This window comes from Cellulomonas sp. HD19AZ1 (genome assembly GCF_004535805.1).
Classification (GTDB): domain Bacteria; phylum Actinomycetota; class Actinomycetes; order Actinomycetales; family Cellulomonadaceae; genus Cellulomonas; species Cellulomonas iranensis.
The window spans coordinates 152,019-170,001 of the sequence record NZ_SPHX01000005.1 but is presented as its reverse complement, the minus strand read 5'-3'; the positions used below and the strand labels follow the sequence as shown (position 1 = coordinate 170,001).

The 17,983-nt window shown below is 74.2% G+C and carries 13 protein-coding genes; 10 read left to right on the top strand and 3 right to left on the bottom strand.

Translation table 11 applies throughout. The features are described 5' to 3' along the window. Positions 1-17 precede the first annotated feature (17 nt). Positions 18-1,271 (bottom strand): exodeoxyribonuclease VII large subunit, encoded by a 1,254-nt coding sequence (gene xseA / locus E4A51_RS11885; protein ID WP_134851863.1) that lies wholly within the window; start codon positions 1,269-1,271, stop codon positions 18-20. Between the two features lie 226 nt (positions 1,272-1,497). Here xseA and E4A51_RS11880 point away from each other — a divergent pair, with 226 nt between their 5' ends. Then, the gene (locus E4A51_RS11880; protein ID WP_046530300.1) at positions 1,498-2,553 is read left to right on the top strand and encodes a 4-hydroxy-3-methylbut-2-enyl diphosphate reductase; all 1,056 of its coding nucleotides are present in this window, start codon (positions 1,498-1,500) and stop codon (positions 2,551-2,553) included. 43 nt (positions 2,554-2,596) lie between these two features. On the opposite strand, the gene E4A51_RS11875 is transcribed toward E4A51_RS11880, so the two are convergent. Next, entirely contained in the window at positions 2,597-3,976 is a 1,380-nt protein-coding gene (locus E4A51_RS11875; RefSeq protein WP_134851862.1) for a DNA recombination protein RmuC, read from the bottom strand. 137 nt (positions 3,977-4,113) lie between these two features. On the opposite strand from E4A51_RS11875, the gene E4A51_RS11870 reads away from it, so the two are divergent. The 7 genes from E4A51_RS11870 to E4A51_RS11840 all read left to right on the top strand — a co-directional run bounded on the left by E4A51_RS11870 (position 4,114) and on the right by E4A51_RS11840 (position 13,308). Further along, positions 4,114-4,986, top strand: a complete 873-nt coding sequence (locus E4A51_RS11870; RefSeq protein ID WP_370297497.1) for an ABC transporter ATP-binding protein — start codon at positions 4,114-4,116, stop codon at positions 4,984-4,986. Further along, positions 4,962-6,518, top strand: a complete 1,557-nt coding sequence (locus E4A51_RS11865) for a hypothetical protein (RefSeq protein WP_134851861.1) — start codon at positions 4,962-4,964, stop codon at positions 6,516-6,518. Before E4A51_RS11870 ends, E4A51_RS11865 begins: the two co-directional genes overlap by 25 nt. 77 nt (positions 6,519-6,595) lie before the next feature. After that, positions 6,596-7,681: a redox-regulated ATPase YchF gene (ychF, locus tag E4A51_RS11860; RefSeq protein WP_046530303.1), complete on the top strand. Its 1,086-nt coding sequence runs from the start codon at positions 6,596-6,598 to the stop codon at positions 7,679-7,681. A gap of 54 nt (positions 7,682-7,735) precedes the next feature. Next, on the top strand, positions 7,736-8,386 hold the full coding sequence (locus E4A51_RS11855) for a VOC family protein (protein WP_134851860.1): 651 nt from the start codon (positions 7,736-7,738) through the stop codon (positions 8,384-8,386). A 310-nt stretch (positions 8,387-8,696) separates the two neighbouring features. Continuing rightward, entirely contained in the window at positions 8,697-10,493 is a 1,797-nt protein-coding gene (locus E4A51_RS11850; protein WP_233421087.1) for an ABC transporter family substrate-binding protein, read from the top strand. 212 nt (positions 10,494-10,705) lie between these two features. After that, positions 10,706-12,235 (top strand): ABC transporter permease, encoded by a 1,530-nt coding sequence (locus E4A51_RS11845; RefSeq protein WP_046530306.1) that lies wholly within the window; start codon positions 10,706-10,708, stop codon positions 12,233-12,235. Next, positions 12,232-13,308, top strand: coding sequence for an ABC transporter permease (locus E4A51_RS11840; protein ID WP_070319336.1), 1,077 nt, complete (start codon positions 12,232-12,234; stop codon positions 13,306-13,308). Before E4A51_RS11845 ends, E4A51_RS11840 begins: the two co-directional genes overlap by 4 nt. Positions 13,309-13,337: 29 nt before the next feature. On the opposite strand, the gene E4A51_RS11835 is transcribed toward E4A51_RS11840, so the two are convergent. After that, positions 13,338-13,949, bottom strand: coding sequence for a PH domain-containing protein (locus E4A51_RS11835; protein WP_070319337.1), 612 nt, complete (start codon positions 13,947-13,949; stop codon positions 13,338-13,340). Between the two features lie 26 nt (positions 13,950-13,975). On the opposite strand from E4A51_RS11835, the gene E4A51_RS11830 reads away from it, so the two are divergent. Continuing rightward, the gene (locus E4A51_RS11830) at positions 13,976-15,766 is read left to right on the top strand and encodes an ABC transporter ATP-binding protein (protein WP_070319338.1); all 1,791 of its coding nucleotides are present in this window, start codon (positions 13,976-13,978) and stop codon (positions 15,764-15,766) included. A 142-nt stretch (positions 15,767-15,908) separates the two neighbouring features. Then, entirely contained in the window at positions 15,909-17,945 is a 2,037-nt protein-coding gene (locus E4A51_RS11825) for an ABC transporter substrate-binding protein (RefSeq protein ID WP_167748904.1), read from the top strand. The last annotated feature ends 38 nt before the right edge of the window (positions 17,946-17,983 follow it).

Below are 17,983 nucleotides of genomic sequence, written 5' to 3'. Positions count from 1 at the left end.
GTGCCGAGCGATGCGGCTCACGCGTCGACGACGTCCGCCGCGAGCTCGCCCGCCGCGACCCGCACCCGCAGCCGGTCCCCGGTCGCGACCTCGGCGGGGTCGCGCACCACGGCGCCGTCGGCGCGCTGCACGACCGCGTACCCGCGCTCGAGCGTCGCGGCGGGGGACAGCGCACGCACCTGCCCCGCGAGCCGGGCGGTCGCGGTCGCGGCGTGCGCGAGCGCGGCGTCGAGCACCGCGCGACCGCGCGCGGTCTGGTCGCGCAGCGTGCGCTCGTGCGGGTCGACGAGCGTCTCGGGCCGCGCCATGACGGGTCGCGTGCGCCAGTGGTCGAGCGCCGCCTGCTCGCGCGCGAGGCGGTGGGTGAGCGCGGCGCGCGTGCGGGTGCGCGCCTGCGCGATCCGCGCGCGCTCCTCGGTGACGTCGGGCACGACGCGCTTGGCTGCGTCGGTGGGCGTCGACGCCCGCAGGTCCGCGACGAGGTCGAGCAGCGGCGCGTCCATGTGGTGCCCGATCGCGCTGACCAGCGGCGTGCGGCACGCCGCGGCGGCACGCACGAGGGTCTCGTTGCTGAACGGCAGCAGGTCCTCGAAGGACCCGCCGCCGCGCGCGACCACGACGACCTCGACCCGCGGGTCGGCGTCGAGCTCGGCGATCGCCGCGGTCACCGACGGCACCGCCTCGGCGCCCTGCACCGTGACGCGCCGGATCTCGAACTGCACGCCAGGCCAGCGGGCCCGCGCGTTCGAGACGACGTCGTGCTCGGCGTCGCCCTGCTGCGCGCACACCAGCCCGACCACGGCGGGCAGGAACGGCAGCGGGCGCTTGCGCGACTCGTCGAACAGGCCCTCGGCCGCGAGCACGCCCTTGAGGTGCTCGATGCGCGCGAGCAGCTCGCCCAGCCCCACGAGCCGCACGCGGTCCGCGGAGAACCCGAGCGCGCCCTTCTTCACCTGGTACTGCGGCCGCGCGTGCACCACGACGTGAGCGCCGTCGGCGAACCGGTCGCCCAGGCTCATCGCCGCGACCGCGGGCAGCGTGACCGACAGCGACATGTCGAGGTCGGTGTCGCGCAGCGTGAGGAACAGCAGCGAGTTCCAGCGCCGCACGTTGAGCACCTGGCCCTCGACCCACACGGGCGGCATGCGCGCGACGTAGTCCGCGACCTTCGGCGCGAGGTGCCGCACGGGCCACGGACGCTCGGGCGTCGTGTCCGCGGCCTTGAGCGGCAGCGGCAGCGGGGCCGTGGGGGCGGGGGAGTCGTCGGGCACGGCACCAGGGTGCCGCACGCGTGCGACACGGGTCGGGACGGGCGTGGTCGCGGCACCCGTGCCCGTCCCGCGCGGACCGGTGCGCGCGGCACGGACGGGTGCGTCCGGGTGGCGACGGGCCGGTCGCGCGGACGTCCCGTCGCCGGGTCGTGGAGGTCGCGTGAGCGTGGTGGCCGTCACCCGTCCCGCCGGGGGCGCCGCGGGACGTCCCACCTAGACTGAGGGCGTGAACCCTGCTGCCTCCGGTCCCGACGCGGCCGCCGCGCCCGCCGCGCCCCGCAAGCGCGTGCTGCTGGCGGCCCCCCGCGGGTACTGCGCGGGCGTCGACCGCGCGGTCGTCGCGGTCGAGAAGGCCCTCGAGCACTACGGCGCCCCGGTGTACGTCCGCAAGGAGATCGTGCACAACCGGCACGTCGTCGACACGCTGGCCGCGCGCGGCGCGGTGTTCGTCGACGAGACCGACGCGGTCCCCGAGGGTGCGCGCGTCGTGTTCTCGGCGCACGGGGTGTCGCCCGCGGTCAAGGAGGCCGCCGCGGCGCGCAACCTGCAGACCATCGACGCGACGTGCCCGCTGGTCACCAAGGTCCACAAGGAGGCCGTGCGGTTCGCCGCCGACGACTTCGACATCCTGCTCATCGGTCACGACGGGCACGAGGAGGTCGAGGGCACGCAGGGGCACGCCCCCGAGCACATCCAGGTCGTCAACTCGCCGGCCGACGCGGACCACGTCGTGGTCCGCGACCCCGAGCGGGTCATGTGGATCTCGCAGACCACGCTGTCGGTGGACGAGACGATGGAGACGGTCCGCCGCCTGCGCGAGCGGTTCCCGCACCTGCAGGACCCGCCGAGCGACGACATCTGCTACGCGACGCAGAACCGCCAGGTCGCGGTGAAGAAGCTCGCGCCCTCGTGTGACGTGGTCATCACGGTCGGGTCCGCCAACTCGTCGAACTCGGTGCGCCTCGTCGAGGTCGCCCTCGACGCGGGTGCGCGTGCGTCGTACCGCGTCGACAAGGCCGCCGAGATCGACCCGGCGTGGCTCGAGGGTGCGACCACGGTCGGCGTCACCTCGGGGGCGTCCGTCCCGGAGATCCTGGTGTCCGACGTCCTCGCGCTGCTCGCCGAGCACGGCTTCGGCGAGGTCGAGGAGGTGCGCACCGCGACCGAGGACCTCATGTTCTCGCTGCCGCGCGAGCTGCGCGCCGACCTCAAGGCCGCCGGTGCGCCGACCGGCCGCCCGCGTCCCGAGGGGCGTCGCTCGCTGAGCGTCCAGCCCGTCTGACGGACCGTCCCACCGTCGGGGCCGGGCACCGCGGGTCGCGCCGTCAGGCGGTCGACGAGCTCTCGCCGCCGTCCCGCCGAGCTGCCTCGTCCTGCCACGTGCGCGCGTCGCGTCGCGCCGCGTCGCCGCCGAGCGCGAGGTCCTCGAGCGCGACCACCCTCTCGTCGGCGGACGCGACGAGCTCGGGTGCGCTGAGCGCCGACAGCCGGGGGTTCGCGGGTGCGGGCGTCACGAGGTCGTCGTCGACGACGTGCAGGTCGGCGAACCGTCGCGCGCTGACCAGCACGCGCGACTCGAGCGAGCCGACCGTCTGGTTGTAGGCGCCCGCGGCCGCGTCGATCGCGCGGCCGAGTCGCGTGAGGTGTCCGCCCATCGTCGCGAGCCGCCCGTGCAGCTCCTTGCCGAGCGTGAGCACCTGCTGCGCGTTCGCGGCGAGCGCGTCCTGCCGCCACGCGTACGCGACGGTCCGCAGGAGCGTGAGCAGCGTGACGGGCGTCGCGAGCACCACGTTCCGCTCGAACGCGTACTCGACGAGCGTCGGGTCCTGGTCCGCCGCGGCGTGCAGGAACGACTCGGCGGGGACGAACATCACGACGAACTCGGGCGCCGGGGCGAACTGGTCCCAGTACCGCTTGGACGCGAGGTCGTCCACGTGCTTGCGCACGTGCCGCGCGTGCGCCGCGAGCCGCTGCGCGCGCACCGTCTCGTCGTCGGTCTCGGTGGCCTCCAGGAACCCGAGGAACGCGACCTTGGCGTCGACGACCACGTGCTTGCCGCCCGCGAGCCGCACCACCATGTCGGGGCGCAGCAGCCCGTCGTCGGTGCGCACCTGCTCCTGCTCGACGAAGTCGACGTGCGCGAGCATGCCCGCCGCCTCGACCACGCGGCGCAGCTGCACCTCGCCCCAGCGCCCGCGCACCTGCGACGACCGCAGGGCTGTCACGAGCCGCCCGGTCTCGCCGCGCAGCTGCTCGGACGCCGCGCGCATCGCGCGGACCTGCTCGCCGAGCGCCGCGTTGCCCTCGGCCCGTGCGCGCTCGGCGGCCGCGATCTCGGCGCGCACCTGGTCGAGCGTGCGCCCCAGCGGCTCGACCATCGCCCGCACGGCCTGCTCGCGCTGCGCGAGCTCGCCGGCCTGCGTCTGGTGCTCGGCCGCGAGGCGCTGGTGCGCGAGCGCGAGGAACTGCTCGCTCGTCGCGGCGAGCGCCTCGTCCGCGAGCGCACGGAACCGGTCGCCCGCGCCCGCGCGCTCGGCCTCGAGCTGGGCGCGGGCGCGCGCGGCGTCGACCTCGGCCGCGCGCACGCGGTCCTCCGCGGCGCGTGCCGCACGCGACGCCGCGAGCACCCAGGCGACCACGCCGCCGACCAGCATCCCGGCGAGCAGCGCGACGAGGACCGGCCAGGGCGACGCGGGGATCTCCATGCCACGCAGCGTGCCAGCCACCTCCGACACCGGTCCGCGACGCGTCGGCGACCCCTCGTCTGCGTCCCGGGACGGAGGCGCAGGATCGGCCGCGCGACCGATCCGGCGCGACGCGGCCCGTCCCTATCCTCGGTGGCGTGACCACACCACCTCCCGTCCCGCAGCCCGGGCTCGACGCCGGCGCCCCGTCCGGCGGCGGCGTGACGCCGGGTGCCGTCCCGACGCCCGCCCCGGCCCCCGCGACCGCCGCCGCTCCCGCGCTGTCCCTGCACGGCCTGTGGCGCCGCTTCGGCCAGAAGGTCGCCGTCGCGGGCGTCGACCTCGCGATCCCGGCGGGCTCGTTCTACGGGCTCGTCGGCCCCAACGGCGCCGGCAAGACCACCACGCTGTCGATGGCGACGGGCCTGCTGCGCCCCGACGCGGGCACGGTGCTCGTCGGCGGCGTCGACCTGTGGGCGAACCCGGTGGAGGTCAAGCGCAGCCTCGGCGTGCTGCCCGACGGCGTGCGCCTGTTCGATCGCCTCACCGGCGCGCAGCTCGTCACCTACGCGGGCCTCCTGCAGGGCCTCGACCGGCCGACGGTCGAGGGCCGCACGCGCGACCTGCTCGCCGCGGTCGGGCTCACGCAGGACGCCGACACGCTCGTCGTCGACTACTCCGCGGGCATGACCAAGAAGGTCGCGCTCGCGTGCGCGCTGGTGCACGCGCCGCGCGTGCTCGTGCTCGACGAGCCGTTCGAGGCCGTCGACCCCGTGTCGGCCGCGAACATCCGCGAGATCCTGCACCAGTACGTCGACGGCGGCGGCACGGTCGTCGTGTCGTCGCACGTCATGGACCTCGTGCAGCGCATGTGCGACCACGTCGCGGTGATCGCGCAGGGCCACGTGCTCGCGGCCGGCACGGTCGACGAGGTGCGCGCGGGCCGGTCGCTCGAGGAGCGCTTCGTCGACCTCGTCGGCGGGCGGATCAGCGGGGAGGGCATCGCGTGGTTGCGCACCTCGTCCGACTGAAGCTCACGTTGCTGCGCAACGGTCTGCGGCGCAGCGTCTGGCAGGTCCTCGGCATGGTCGTGGGCGCGCTGTACGGACTGTTCCTGCTGGTCGGCGCGGTCGTGGGCCTGTTCGCGCTCGGCTTCGTCGACCTGCAGGCCCGGTCCGACGTCCTGGTCGTCGGGGGCTCGCTGCTGGTGCTCGGCTGGTGGCTGATCCCGCTGGTCGCGTTCGGCGTCGACGCGACGCTCGACCCGCGCCGGTTCCTCACGTTCGGCCTGTCACGGCGCGACCTGCTCGTGGGGCTCACGCTCGCGGGGCTCATCGGCGTGCCGGGCGTCGTCACGGCCCTGGTCGCGCTCGCGACGCCGCTGTCGTGGTGGCGCGAGCCCGCCGCCGCGGTCGCGGCGCTGGTCGGCGCGCTCGTCGGCGTGCTCGCGTGCACGATCGGCTCGCGGGCGACCACCACCGCGCTGGCGCCGTTCATCGGGCGGCGCCGCGTGCGCGAGCTGGTCGCCGCACTGGCGATCGTGCCGATCATGTTCCTCGGCCCGATCATGTCGACGCTCGCCGACTCGGCCGACCGCCTGGCGGGGCTCGTCACGGTGGCGCGCGTGCTGTCGTGGACGCCGGTGGGCGCGCCGTGGGCGGTCGCACCGGCCGTCGCTGCGGGGGACTGGCTCGGCGCGCTCGCGCGGCTCGCGATCGGCGTCGCGACGGTCCTCGTGGCGCTGCGCGTGTGGTCCTGGGCGCTGGATCGCACGCTCACCGACCCGGTGTCGACGGGCGGCGACGCGCGGGCGCGCGGCCTCGGGTGGTTCGGCCGGCTGCCGGCCACGCCCGTCGGCGCGATCGCCGCGCGCGCCGCGACGTACTGGCTCCGCGACCCCCGCTACGCGATCGCCGTGGCGATCGTGCCGGCCATCCCGCTGGTGCTGGCGTTCTCGTCGCCGGGCGGTGCGCTCCTGCTCATCGCGGGTCCGGCGACGGCGTTCGTCGTCGGCTGGAGCATCTCCGCCGACGTCGCGTACGACGGCACCGCGTTCTGGACCCACGTGGCGGCGCCCGTCCGCGGCGTGACCGACCGTTGGGGCCGCGTGCTCGTGGCCGGTGTGCTCGGGCTCGTCGTGACGGTCCTGGTCACGGTCGGGACCGCCTGGTACGCGGACCGGTTCGACGCGCTGCCCGCGCTGCTCGGCGCGAGCCTGGGCCTGCTGCTCACGTCGCTGGGCACCGCGAGCGTCACGTCGGCGCTCGTCGTCTACCCGGTGCAGATGCCGGGCGAGAACCCGTTCGGCACCAAGCAGGGCGCGAACGCGGCGTCGTTCACGTCGCAGCTGGCGGGCTTCACCGCCGTCGGCGTGCTCGGCGCACCGGCCGCCGTGCTCGCGCTGATCGCGGTGCTGCAGCGCTCGGCCGTCCTCGGCTGGGTGGCGCTCGCGGTCGGGGCGGTGCTGGGCGCCGTGCTGCTGGTGGTCGGCGTGCGCATCGGCGGGTCGGTGCTGGAGCGCCGCGGGCCGGAGCTGCTGCAGCGGATGCGCGCGTTCGACTGAGTCCGTGAAGGCCGGTCGGCCGGTCCCCGCCCGCACGGGTCGGGGGCCGGCCGCGGCGCTGCGTAGACTCGTCGCCCGTGGCTCTCACCATCGGCATCGTCGGCCTGCCCAACGTCGGCAAGTCCACCCTCTTCAACGCGCTCACGCGCGCGCAGGTGCTCGCGGCGAACTACCCGTTCGCGACGATCGAGCCCAACGTGGGGGTGGTCCCGCTGCCGGACCCCCGGCTGACGACCCTCGCCGAGATCTTCGGCTCGGAGCGGATCCTGCCGGCGACGGTGTCGTTCGTCGACATCGCGGGCATCGTGCGCGGCGCGAGCGAGGGCGAGGGCATGGGCAACCAGTTCCTCGCCAACATCCGCGAGGCCGACGCCATCTGCGTCGTGACACGCGCGTTCGCGGACCCCGACGTCGTGCACGTCGACGGGCGCGTGTCGCCGAAGGACGACATCGAGACGATCCACACCGAGCTGGTCCTCGCGGACCTGCAGACGCTCGAGAAGGCCGTGCCGCGCCTCGAGAAGGAGGTGCGCGCCAAGAAGACCGACGCGTCGGTGCTCGCGGCCGCGCAGGCCGCGCTCGGCGTGCTCGAGCAGGGCACGGTCCTGTCGCAGGGCGCGCGCGCCGCTGGCATCGACCCGGCGGACCTGGCGCCGTTCCAGCTCATGACGACCAAGCCGTTCATCTATGTGTTCAACACCGACGACGCGGGCCTGGCCGACACGGCCATGCAGGACGACCTGCGCGCGTACGTCGCGCCCGCGGACGCGGTGTTCCTCGACGCGAAGTTCGAGTCGGAGCTCGTCGAGCTCGACGAGGACGAGGCGCGCGAGATGCTCGAGGCCAACGGCCAGGACGAGGCCGGGCTGGACCAGCTCGCGCGCGTCGGCTTCCACACCCTCGGCCTGCAGACGTACCTCACGGCGGGCCCCAAGGAGTCCCGGGCGTGGACGATCCGCCAGGGCTGGACGGCGCCGCAGGCCGCGGGCGTCATCCACACGGACTTCCAGAAGGGCTTCATCAAGGCCGAGGTGATCTCGTTCGCGGACCTCGTCGAGGCGGGGTCCGTCGCGGCCGCGCGCTCGGCGGGCAAGGCGCGCATCGAGGGCAAGGACTACGTGATGGCCGACGGCGACGTCGTGGAGTTCCGCTTCAACGTGTGACCGCCGCGTGCGCCCCGCCGCGCGTCGGCGCGGTGGTGGCGTCACGATGGGCGCATGGCGACGACGCTGAGCGGGCAGGAGGTCGCGGACGCGGGCCTCGCGGGGTGGACGGACCTCGGCGACGGGCTGCGCACGCGCGTCGTGACGGGCGACTTCACGACGGGCCTGGCGCTGGTCGCGGCGATCGGCGCGGCATCCGAGGAGGCGGGGCACCACCCGGACGTCGACCTGCGCCACGGCCGCGTCGACGTGCGCCTCGTGAGCCACGACGCGGGCGGCGTGACCGAGCGGGACGTCGCGCTCGCCCGGACGGTGTCGCGCCTGGCGGCCGACGCCGGTCTGACGTGCGACGGCGCGGGCCTGCAGCGCACCGAGATCGCGCTCGACACGCCCGACGTCGCCGCGGCGCGACGCTGGTGGGCGGCGTTCCTCGCGTACGAGGAGACCCCGGGGTCGGACGACGAGGTGCGCGACCCCGCCGACGCGCAGCCGCCCGTGTGGTTCCAGCGCTCCGGCGCGCAGCAGCCGCGCCAGCGCTGGCACCTGGACGTGTGGGTCGAGCCCGGGCGCCTCGACGAGCGGGTCGCGGCGGCCGTGGCCGCGGGCGGTCGGGTCGTCGACCGCACGCAGGCGCCGAGCTTCGTGGTCGTCGAGGATCCCGAGGGCAACCGGGCGTGCCTGTGCACGTCCCGCGACCGCGACTGACGGCGCCCGCACCTGCGCACGGGCACTGTGACGCGAACCACACCGCCTGTGCGTGTGTCATCCGTGTTACGCGGCTGTTTCCGCTTGGCGCGTCTCGTATGATGGACGGTACTCACCAGTATCAATCAGGTAACGATCGACATCGGTGTCGGTCCATGCCTGATTCGTCCCCTCTTCCGGGGCTAGCGTTGCCCCAATTCCGGCGGGCGAGCGCGCCCCGGCCCCCTGCAGCTGTACCCCGGGGGAGCCGTGCGGCCACGTCCACCACGTCTCAGGAGGAACATTGAAGATCAGGCGGACCAGCCTCGCTGTGGCCCTGTTCGCGACGGGCGCGCTCGTGCTGAGCGCGTGCGCGAACACGCCGCAGGACGAGCCCGACGGTGGCAGCAGCGCCTCGGCGGGCGCCGGCGGCGGCACCCTCACGGTGGCGGAGACGAACCAGTTCTCGTCGTTCAACCCGAACACGTCGAACGGCAACGTCGACATCAACTCGAAGATCACGACGTACCCCACGCGTGCGTGGTTCAACTACGTCGACGGCTCGTCGTTCGCCGCGGGCGACCCGAAGGTGCAGAAGGACGAGTCGTTCGGCACCTACGAGGTCGTCTCCGAGGACCCGTTCTCGGTCAAGTACACCGTCAACGAGGGCGTGACCTGGTCCGACGGCGAGCCCGTCGACGCCGACGACCTGGTGTTCGCGTGGGCCGTGCAGTCGGGCCACTACAACTCCGAGTCGGGCGACGTCACCTACTTCGACTACGCGGGTGACTCCACCACGCTCGGTCTGACGGACTTCCCCGAGATCGGCGAGGACGGCCGCTCGATCACGCTGAACTACAGCGCGCCCGCCGCCGACTGGGAGGTCGCGTTCGCGGCCGAGGCGCCGGCGCACGTCGTCGCCAAGAAGGCGGGCCTCGCCGACGGCCAGGCCCTGCTCGACCTGCTCGAGGCGCAGGCCGACGTCGCGCCCACCGCGACGGCGGACAACGCCGAGCTGCGTGCCGTGGCCGACTTCTGGAACACGGGCTACGACTCGACCGTGCTGCCCTCGGACCCCGAGCTCTACCTGTCCTCGGGCCCGTACATCGTGTCGGACGTCGTCGAGAACCAGTCGGTGACCCTCGTCCCGAACGAGAAGTACACGGGCGACCTGAAGGCGCAGCTCGACACGATCATCATGCGCACCATCCCGGACGCCACGGCGGCCGTGCAGGCGCTCGGCAACGGCGAGGTCGACGTGATCTCCCCGCAGTCGTCGGCCGACACCCTGACGGCGCTCAAGGCGCTCGACGGCGTGACGCTGCACCAGGGCGACCAGCTCGCGTACGACCACATCGACCTGACCTTCAACAACGGCGGCCCGTTCGACCCGGCCACCTACGGCGGCGACGCCGCGAAGGCGCAGAAGGTGCGTGAGGCGTTCCTCAAGACGATCCCGCGCCAGCAGATCCTCGACGCGATCATCACGCCGCAGAAGGACGACGCGCAGATCCTCAACTCGCAGCTCTTCGTGCCGGCGCAGGCCTCGTACGAGGACTCCGTCGCGGCCAACGGCTCGGCCGACTACCCGGGTGAGCCCGACGTCGAGGGCGCCAAGCAGCTGCTCGCCGAGGCCGGTGTCACCAGCCCGACGGTCCGCGTGCTCTACAACGTCAACAACCCGAACCGCGTGAACGCCTACACCCTGATCGCCGCCTCGGCGACGCAGGCCGGCTTCGTCATCGACGACCAGGGTGACGCGGCCTGGGGCTCGCGTCTGTCCGACGGCACGTACGACGCGGCGATCTTCGGCTGGATCAACAGCGGCATCGGCGTGGCCGGCGTCCCGCAGATCTTCTCGACGACCGGTGGCGGCAACTACAACGGCTACTCGAACAGCAAGGTCGACGAGCTGGCCGCGAAGCTCGTGGTCACGCTCGACACCGACCAGCAGGCGCAGATCCAGGAGGAGATCGACCCGCTGATCTTCGCCGACGCGTACGGCCTCCCGCTGTTCCAGTCGGTCGGTCTCGACGCGGTCGGCGACCGCGTCAGCGGCATCGACGACTACAACCCCAACCAGGCCGGTGTCTGGTGGAACGTCTGGGAGTGGACGGTCAACGACTGATCCGTTGACACCTCCGGTGTGACATCGACGGCGCCGGGACTCGCGAGCTCGCAGTCCCGGCGCCGTCGCGCGCGGGCCCGGGAGGGCCCGGCCGGGGGATACAGTTCTGTCCACCCGCGCCCGTGCACAGATCGGGCGTCCCCCTGCACGTCCCGTCTCGACGGCCCGGCGCGACCCCGCGTCGCCGGAGCCGCCGTGCGAGAGCGAGAGTCATGACTTCCTACGTCTTGCGGCGCCTCGGTGTGTCGCTGCTGATCCTGCTCGGTGCGTCGTTCCTCGTGTACCAGCTCGTCGCCCTCTCGGGCGACCCCCTGCAGGAGTTCCGCGAATCGACCCGCCCGAACAAGGAAGCGTTGATGGCGCAGCGCACGGCGCTGCTCAACCTCGACGTCCCCGCGCCGGTGCGGTACTTCCTCTGGCTCGGCGGCGCCGTCAAGTGCGTCATCCCCGGGCAGTGCGACCTGGGCGTCACGCTCCAGGGCCAGCCGGTCACGCAGGCGCTCGGGTCGGCGATCCCGTCCACGCTGCAGCTCGTCGCCGCGGCGACCGTGCTCGCGATCGTCGTCGGCATCGCGATCGGCATCGTCACCGCCCTGCGGCAGTACTCGGCGCTCGACTACGGCGTCACCTTCCTGACGTTCCTGTTCTTCTCGCTCCCGGTCTTCTGGGTCGCCGTCCTCCTCAAGGAGTTCGGTGCGATCCGGTTCAACGACTTCCTCGCGGACCCGAGCGTGCCGATCACCACCGTGGTCGTGGTGGGGCTGGTCTCCGGACTGGTCTGGGCCCTGATCATCGGCGGCGACCTGCGCCGGCGGCTCATCACGTTCGCGGTCGCCGCGGTCGCCGCGGGTGGCGTGCTCTGGTACCTCGGTGCGACCCAGTGGTTCCGGTACCCCGGGCTCGGTCCCGCGCTCGTCGCCGTCACCGGCGTCGGCATCGCGATCGGCCTCTCGGCGCTCATCGCCGGCTCCCAGAACCGTCGGGCGCTCTACGCCTCGCTCGTCACCGTGGCGCTCGCGCTGGTCGCGATGTTCGCGCTGCGCCCGCTGCTCGACCGCGCGACGTTCCCGCTGATCCTGCTGCTGGGGGTCCTCGCGGTCGGCGCCGGCGTGCTGGTGGGCTACCTGTTCGGCGGGTACGACCGCCGCCAGTCGATGCGCGTCGCCGGGCTCACGTCGTTCCTCGTGGCCGGGCTCGTCATGCTCGACCGCTTCATGATCGCGTGGCCCAGCTACTTCACGCAGGTCCGCGGCCGCCCCATCGCGACGATCGGCTCCGAGACCCCGGGCCTGGGTGGCGACTTCTGGGTCTCGGGCCTCGACAAGTACACGCACCTCGTGCTGCCGACGCTCGCCCTGATGCTCATCTCCCTCGCGTCGTACACGCGCTACTCGCGCGCGTCGATGCTCGAGGTCATGGGGCAGGACTACGTCCGCACGGCGCGCGCCAAGGGCCTGCCCGAGCGCGTGGTCGTCGTCCGGCACGCGTTCCGCAACGCGCTGATCCCGCTCGCGACGATCGTCGCGTACGACATCGGCGGCCTGCTGGGCGGCGCCGTCATCACCGAGAACGTGTTCTCGTTCAAGGGCATGGGTGCGTTGTTCATCAACGGGCTCAGCCACCAGGACCCGAACCCGGTCATGGGGACGTTCCTGGTCGTCGGGATCACGGCGGTGGTGTTCAACCTCCTGGCCGACCTGGCGTACTCCGCACTCGACCCGCGCGTGAGGGTGAAGGCATGAGCAGCACGACGCAGACCGACGAGCGCGAGTCCCGGGAGGTGCCCGGCGAGCTCCGCGGCATGAGCCAGGGCGCCCTCGTCCGCAAGAGGTTCCTCGGGCACACGGGGGCGATCGTCTCCCTCGTGCTCCTCGTCCTGGTGGTCCTGCTGGCCCTGACGTCGGTCGGCATCGGCCCGATCAAGGGCTGGTGGCAGTTCCGCTGGACCGACACGCCGCCGCTGCAGAACGGCGGGCGTCCGACGCTCCAGCTGTTCCCGTTCTCGCTCGGCGACCACCCGTTCGGCCAGGACACGGTCGGCCGCGACTACTTCGCCATGACGATGCGCGGGACGCAGATCTCCCTGGCGATCACGTTCATGGTCGGCGCGATCTCCGCGATCATCGGCGTCGTCTTCGGTGCCGCCGCCGGCTACTTCCGTGGCTGGATCGAGGCGGTGCTCATGCGCCTGACCGACATGGTGATCATCATCCCCGTGCTGCTCATCGGCGCGGTCATCGCGTACAACTCGAAGGCCGGCGTGCTCGTGCTGGGCGTGCTGCTCGGGCTCACCACGTGGACCGGCATGGCGCGTCTGGTGCGCGGCGACTTCCTGTCGCTGCGCGAGCGCGAGTTCGTCGACGCGGCCCGGCTCGCCGGGGCGTCCGACGCGCGGATCATCTTCCGGCACATCCTGCCCAACGCGGTCGGCGTCATCACGGTCAACGCGACCCTGCTGATGTCGTCGGCGATCCTGCTCGAGACGGCCCTGTCCTACCTCGGCATGGGTGTCCGCGCGCCGGACACGTCGCTCGGTCTGCTCATCAGCGCGAACCAGGCCGCGTTCTCGACGCGCCCGTGGCTGTTCTGGTTCCCCGGCCTGTTCATCGTGCTGATCTGCCTGTGCATCAACTTCATCGGTGACGGCCTGCGCGACGCGTTCGACCCGCGGCAGCGCAAGATCTCGCTGCGGCGCATGAAGGAGTCCGGCCCGGGCCGGCCCGACGCCGCCGGTGCGGCACCGGCCGTCGCAGCGCCCGCCCGCGCCGACGAGGCGCCGCGGTCGGGACCCGCCGGGTCCGTGGACGGCCCGTGACGGCGGCGACCGCCGTGCGGTCCGCGCGCTCAGCCGAGGTGCGGCACGACCGCGGCGACCAGCAGGACGGCCACGGCCGCCAGCAGTCGCCCGTGCGTCCGTCGTTCGACCGGGGTCTCGTCCGCGAGGCCCGCCTCGAGGCGGCCCGACTCGACGAGCGCGGCCCAGCGCTCACGCACGTGGTGCGCGACGACCGCGGACGGCGAGCCGGGCAGCTCGCCGATGCTCACGGCGCCGCGGCCGTCGGCCGCGCCGCGGGCGACCGCGCGCACGTCCTGCGCGGTCGCCGAGGCGGCGCGGTGGCGGCCGGGACCCGGCGCGGCGAAGACCTCGACCGACGCGTGCGGCGTGACGAGCGTGCACGTGAAGCGTGTGCGCACGTCGATGAGCGCCGCCCAGGGCACGCGGGTCGTGCTCAGCGGGTTCACGACGAGCACACCGGCGTCGTCGACCGCGACGTGCGGGCGGTAGAAGACCGCCCAGCCCAGCAGCGCCACCAGCAGGGCGGCGGGCAGGACGCGCAGCCCCGCGGCCGCGCCACCGGCCAGGACCTCGGCGGTCGTCAGACCGACGGCGACGAGCCAGGTGGCTCCGGTGAGCACGGCCGAGCTGCGCGGCCGGTACGTCCACTGCTGTTCCACCCCGTCATGATCTCAGGAGCACCGCGATGACCACGTCCGACGCGACCACGACCCCGGTCCTGCAGGTCAGCGACCTGTCGGTGGACTTCGCCGTGGACCGACGCTGGGTCCCCGCCGCGATCCGCCTCAACTACGAGGTGCGCGCCGGCGAGGTGCTCGCGATCGTCGGCGAGTCCGGCTCCGGCAAGTCCGTGAGCTCGATGGCGATCCTCGACCTGCTCCCGCGCAACGCGCGCATCTCCGGGTCGATCAAGCTGCGCGGCGAGGAGCTGCGCGGCATCTCGGCGCAGCGCATGCGTCGCGTGCGCGGCGACGACATCGCGATGATCTTCCAGGAGCCGATGACCGCGCTGAACCCCGCGTACACGGTCGGCGCGCAGATCGTCGAGACGCTGCGGCTGCACCGCGCGATCTCGCCGGCCGAGGCGCGCGAGCGTGCGATCGAGCTCCTGCGGATGGTCGAGCTCCCCGACCCCGAGAAGGCGTTCCGCTCGTACCCGCACCAGCTCTCGGGCGGTCAGCGGCAGCGCGCGATGATCGCGCAGTCGCTGTCGTGCGACCCGGCGCTGCTGATCGCCGACGAGCCGACCACCGCGCTCGACGTCACGGTGCAGGCCGAGATCCTCGACCTCATGCGCAACCTGCGCGACCGGCTCGACTCGGCGGTCATCCTCATCACGCACGACATGGGCGTGGTCGCCGACCTCGCCGACCGCATCGCGGTCATGCGCCACGGCGTGATCGTCGAGACCGGCCCGGCGGAGGAGATCTTCGCGCGGCCCCAGCACCCGTACACGCAGGAGCTCCTCGCGGCCGTCCCGCACCTGGGCGGCCCCGAGATCGACCTGACCGCCGCGCTCGCGTCGGTCACGGGTGCCGAGGCGCTCGTCGAGGCGGTGACGCCCGAGGAGCTCGCCGCGCGCGAGGCCGAGAACGCGCGTCGTCTCGCCGAGGCGGCCGAGACCGAGCGGCAGCGTCTGGAGCGCATCGGCGAGCCCGTGCTGTCGCTGCGCGGGGTCGCGATCGAGTACCCCAAGCAGGGGCGCATGCCCGCGTTCCGCGCCGTCTCCGACGCCGACCTCGTCGTGCACGCCGGCGAGGTCGTGGGTCTGGTCGGCGAGTCGGGCTCGGGCAAGACCACGATCGGCCGCGCCGCCGTCGGGCTGCTGCCCGCGGTCGAGGGCGAGCTGACGGTCGCGGGGATCGACGTCCGCGCCGCCAAGCGCAAGGAGATGGCGGCGCTGCGACGCAAGGTCGGCATGGTCTTCCAGGACCCGTCGTCGTCCCTGAACCCGCGCCTGCCCATCGGAGAGAGCATCGGCGAGCCGCTGCGTCTCGCGGGCGAGGCCAAGGGTCAGGCGCTGCAGCGGCGGATCGAGGAGCTGCTCGACCAGGTCGAGCTGCCCCGGGCCTACCGCAACCGCTACCCGCACGAGCTGTCGGGCGGGCAGAAGCAGCGCGTCGGCATCGCGCGGGCGCTGTCGCTCTCGCCCGAGCTGCTCGTCGCGGACGAGCCCACGTCGGCCCTCGACGTGTCGGTGCAGGCGCACGTGCTCGAGCTGCTGCAGGAGCTGCAGCAGCGCCTGCGGTTCGCGTGCCTGTTCGTCACGCACGACCTCGCGGTCGTCGACCTGCTGGCGGACCGGATCGCGGTGATGCGGCGCGGCGAGATCGTCGAGCAGGGCTCGCGCGACGAGATCCTGCGCCGGCCGCAGCACGCGTACACCCAGCGGCTCATCGCCGCGGTTCCGCTGCCGAACCCCGAGAAGCAGCGCGAGCGGCGGCGCCTGCGCGCGCTGCTCGTCGACGCGGGCTGACGCCCCGCGCACCCGCCACGGCGGGTGCCGACGCTGTGCCGCCGTGCCGGGTCCGACCACGTCGGGCCCGGCACGGCGGGTTCCACCGGGCGCGCACGTGCCCGGCCCTGGTAGGTGGTGCACAGCTGCGGGAGGTCGGTCGGTGCTGCGGACACGGGTGGGTGCGACGCGCGGCGTCGCGGCAGGGCTGGTGGTGGTGCTCACGGGTGCGCTCGCCGCGTGCACGTCGGACCCCGTGGACCCGGCACGCGCCGGGACGGTCGCCGTGGGCGTCGACCTCCCGTTCGTGTCGCTCAACGGCGCGACGGCGGCCGGTCGCGCACCGGGCAGCGTGCTGGTCCGCGGGCTCGTGCAGTTCGGGTTCACGACGCTCGCCGCCGACGGCACCGTCGAGCAGGACGCGTCGTTCGGCACGGTCGAGAAGGTCGCCGACGACCCGCTGACCGTGCGGTACACGATCGCCCCGACGGCACGGTGGTCCGACGGCGTCGCGGTCACCCCGGCGGACCTGCTGCTGGAGTGGGCGGCACGGAGCGGGCAGCTCGACGAGGTGGTGCCCGAGCTCGACGCCGACGGCGCACCGGCGGGCGACCTCGACGACGTCGTCGCGTTCGGCGCGACGTCGGCGGCGCTCGCGCACGCGTCCGCGGTGCCGGCGGTGGACGGGGCCACCTTGACGGTCGTCTACGACACCCCCGTCGCGGACTGGCAGGTCGCGCTCGACGTCAACCTTCCCGCGCACGTCGTCGGGCGGCTCGCGCTGGACCCGGCCGCGCCGAGGTTCCCCGCGCAGGAGCCGACCGCGGACGTCACCGCGCAGGCCGAGGCCCCGGCGCCGGGAGCGTCCGGCACCGCGGCGTCGGACGCGACCCCGGCTCCCGGCGCGGCCCCGGACGCCACCACGACCTCCGCGCCCGAGGCGACCTCGACGCCCGGCGCGACCGCCGCACCCGTTCCGGCGCAGGACGCGGAGCGCTGGGCCGCGGCGGTCGTGACGGCGGTGCAGCAGCAGGACCGGGCCGCGCTCGTGCCGCTGTCGCGCGTGTGGCGCGGCGCCGGGCGCGCGGGTGCGGTGGCGGCCGACCCGACGCTCACCACGACGACCGGGCCGTACGTCCTCGAGCGTGTCGACGACGGCGGCGTCGAGGCCGTGCGCAACGAGGCGTATGCGGGCGAGCGTCCGGCCGCGTTCGACCGCGTGCGGCTGCGGACGGACCTCGACCCGCTCGCGCAGGTTGCGGCCGTCGGGTCCGACGAGCTCGACGTCGCGGCGCCGCTGAGCACGGCCGACGTGCTCGCCGCCGCGGTCGACGCCGACGACGTCACGGTCGTCACGGGCGGCGACGCGGTGCTCCAGCTCGTGGTGCAGGAGGCGGCCGGGGGAGCGTTCGACCCGGCCGCGCACGCGTCCGCGGCCGACCCGGCGGCAGCGGCGGCCGAGCTGCGGCGGGCGTTCCTCGCGGGCGTCCCCCGTGAGCAGGCCGTGAACGACGTCGTCGCGCCGCTGTGGGAGGGGGCCGAGGTCTCCGACGTGGTCGCGGCGCAGGTCGGCGCCGAGGCGCCCGCCGCGCCGCAGTCGGGCGACGCGGACGCCGAGGACGCGGACGCCGGGGACGCGCAGGCCGGGGACGGGCGTGCACCTGCCACGACCGACGCGGCGCCGGAGCGCGTGACGGTCCGCGTGCTCGCGAACACCGCCGACCCGGTCCGCGCGGGTGTGGTCGACGCCCTGGTGGAGGCCGGGCGGCGTGCGGGCTTCGACGTCGAGCCGGTCGAGGCGACGGACCCCGCGGGGACCCTGCGCACGCGTCCCGAGGACTGGGACGTGGCCGTCGTGCCGGTCGTGCAGGAGGACCTGCCGGTGGCCGCGCTGGCCGCGCGCTGGCGCACGGGCGGCGCCACCAACGTCACGGGGCACGCCGACGCCGCGCTGGACGCGACGCTCGACGCGCTCGTCGCGCAGCGCGACCCCGCGGTCGTCCCGGCGCAGGTCGCAGAGGTGTCCGCCGCCCTGGTCGCGTCGGGCGCGGTGCTGCCGCTCGTGCGCACCCCGGTCGTGACGCTGACCGCGGAGCGGTCCGCGGACGAGGACCCGGGGCTGCCCGTGCTCGACCCCGTGCCCGCGCTGACGCCGGGAGCGGCGGACCTCACATGGTGGTGGCGCTGGACACGGCGGTAAGATGGACGCCGCGTCGCGCCCGGCGTGCCCCCCTCCTG

Coding starts and splice junctions, on each gene's coding strand:
- E4A51_RS11875 (WP_134851862.1), bottom strand. CDS start 3,976: ATGGAGATCCCCGCGTCGCCCTGGCCGGTCCTCGTCGCGCTGCTCGCC.
- E4A51_RS11855 (WP_134851860.1), top strand. CDS start 7,736: ATGGCGACGACGCTGAGCGGGCAGGAGGTCGCGGACGCGGGCCTCGCG.
- E4A51_RS11845 (WP_046530306.1), top strand. CDS start 10,706: ATGACTTCCTACGTCTTGCGGCGCCTCGGTGTGTCGCTGCTGATCCTG.
- E4A51_RS11840 (WP_070319336.1), top strand. CDS start 12,232: ATGAGCAGCACGACGCAGACCGACGAGCGCGAGTCCCGGGAGGTGCCC.
- E4A51_RS11830 (WP_070319338.1), top strand. CDS start 13,976: ATGACCACGTCCGACGCGACCACGACCCCGGTCCTGCAGGTCAGCGAC.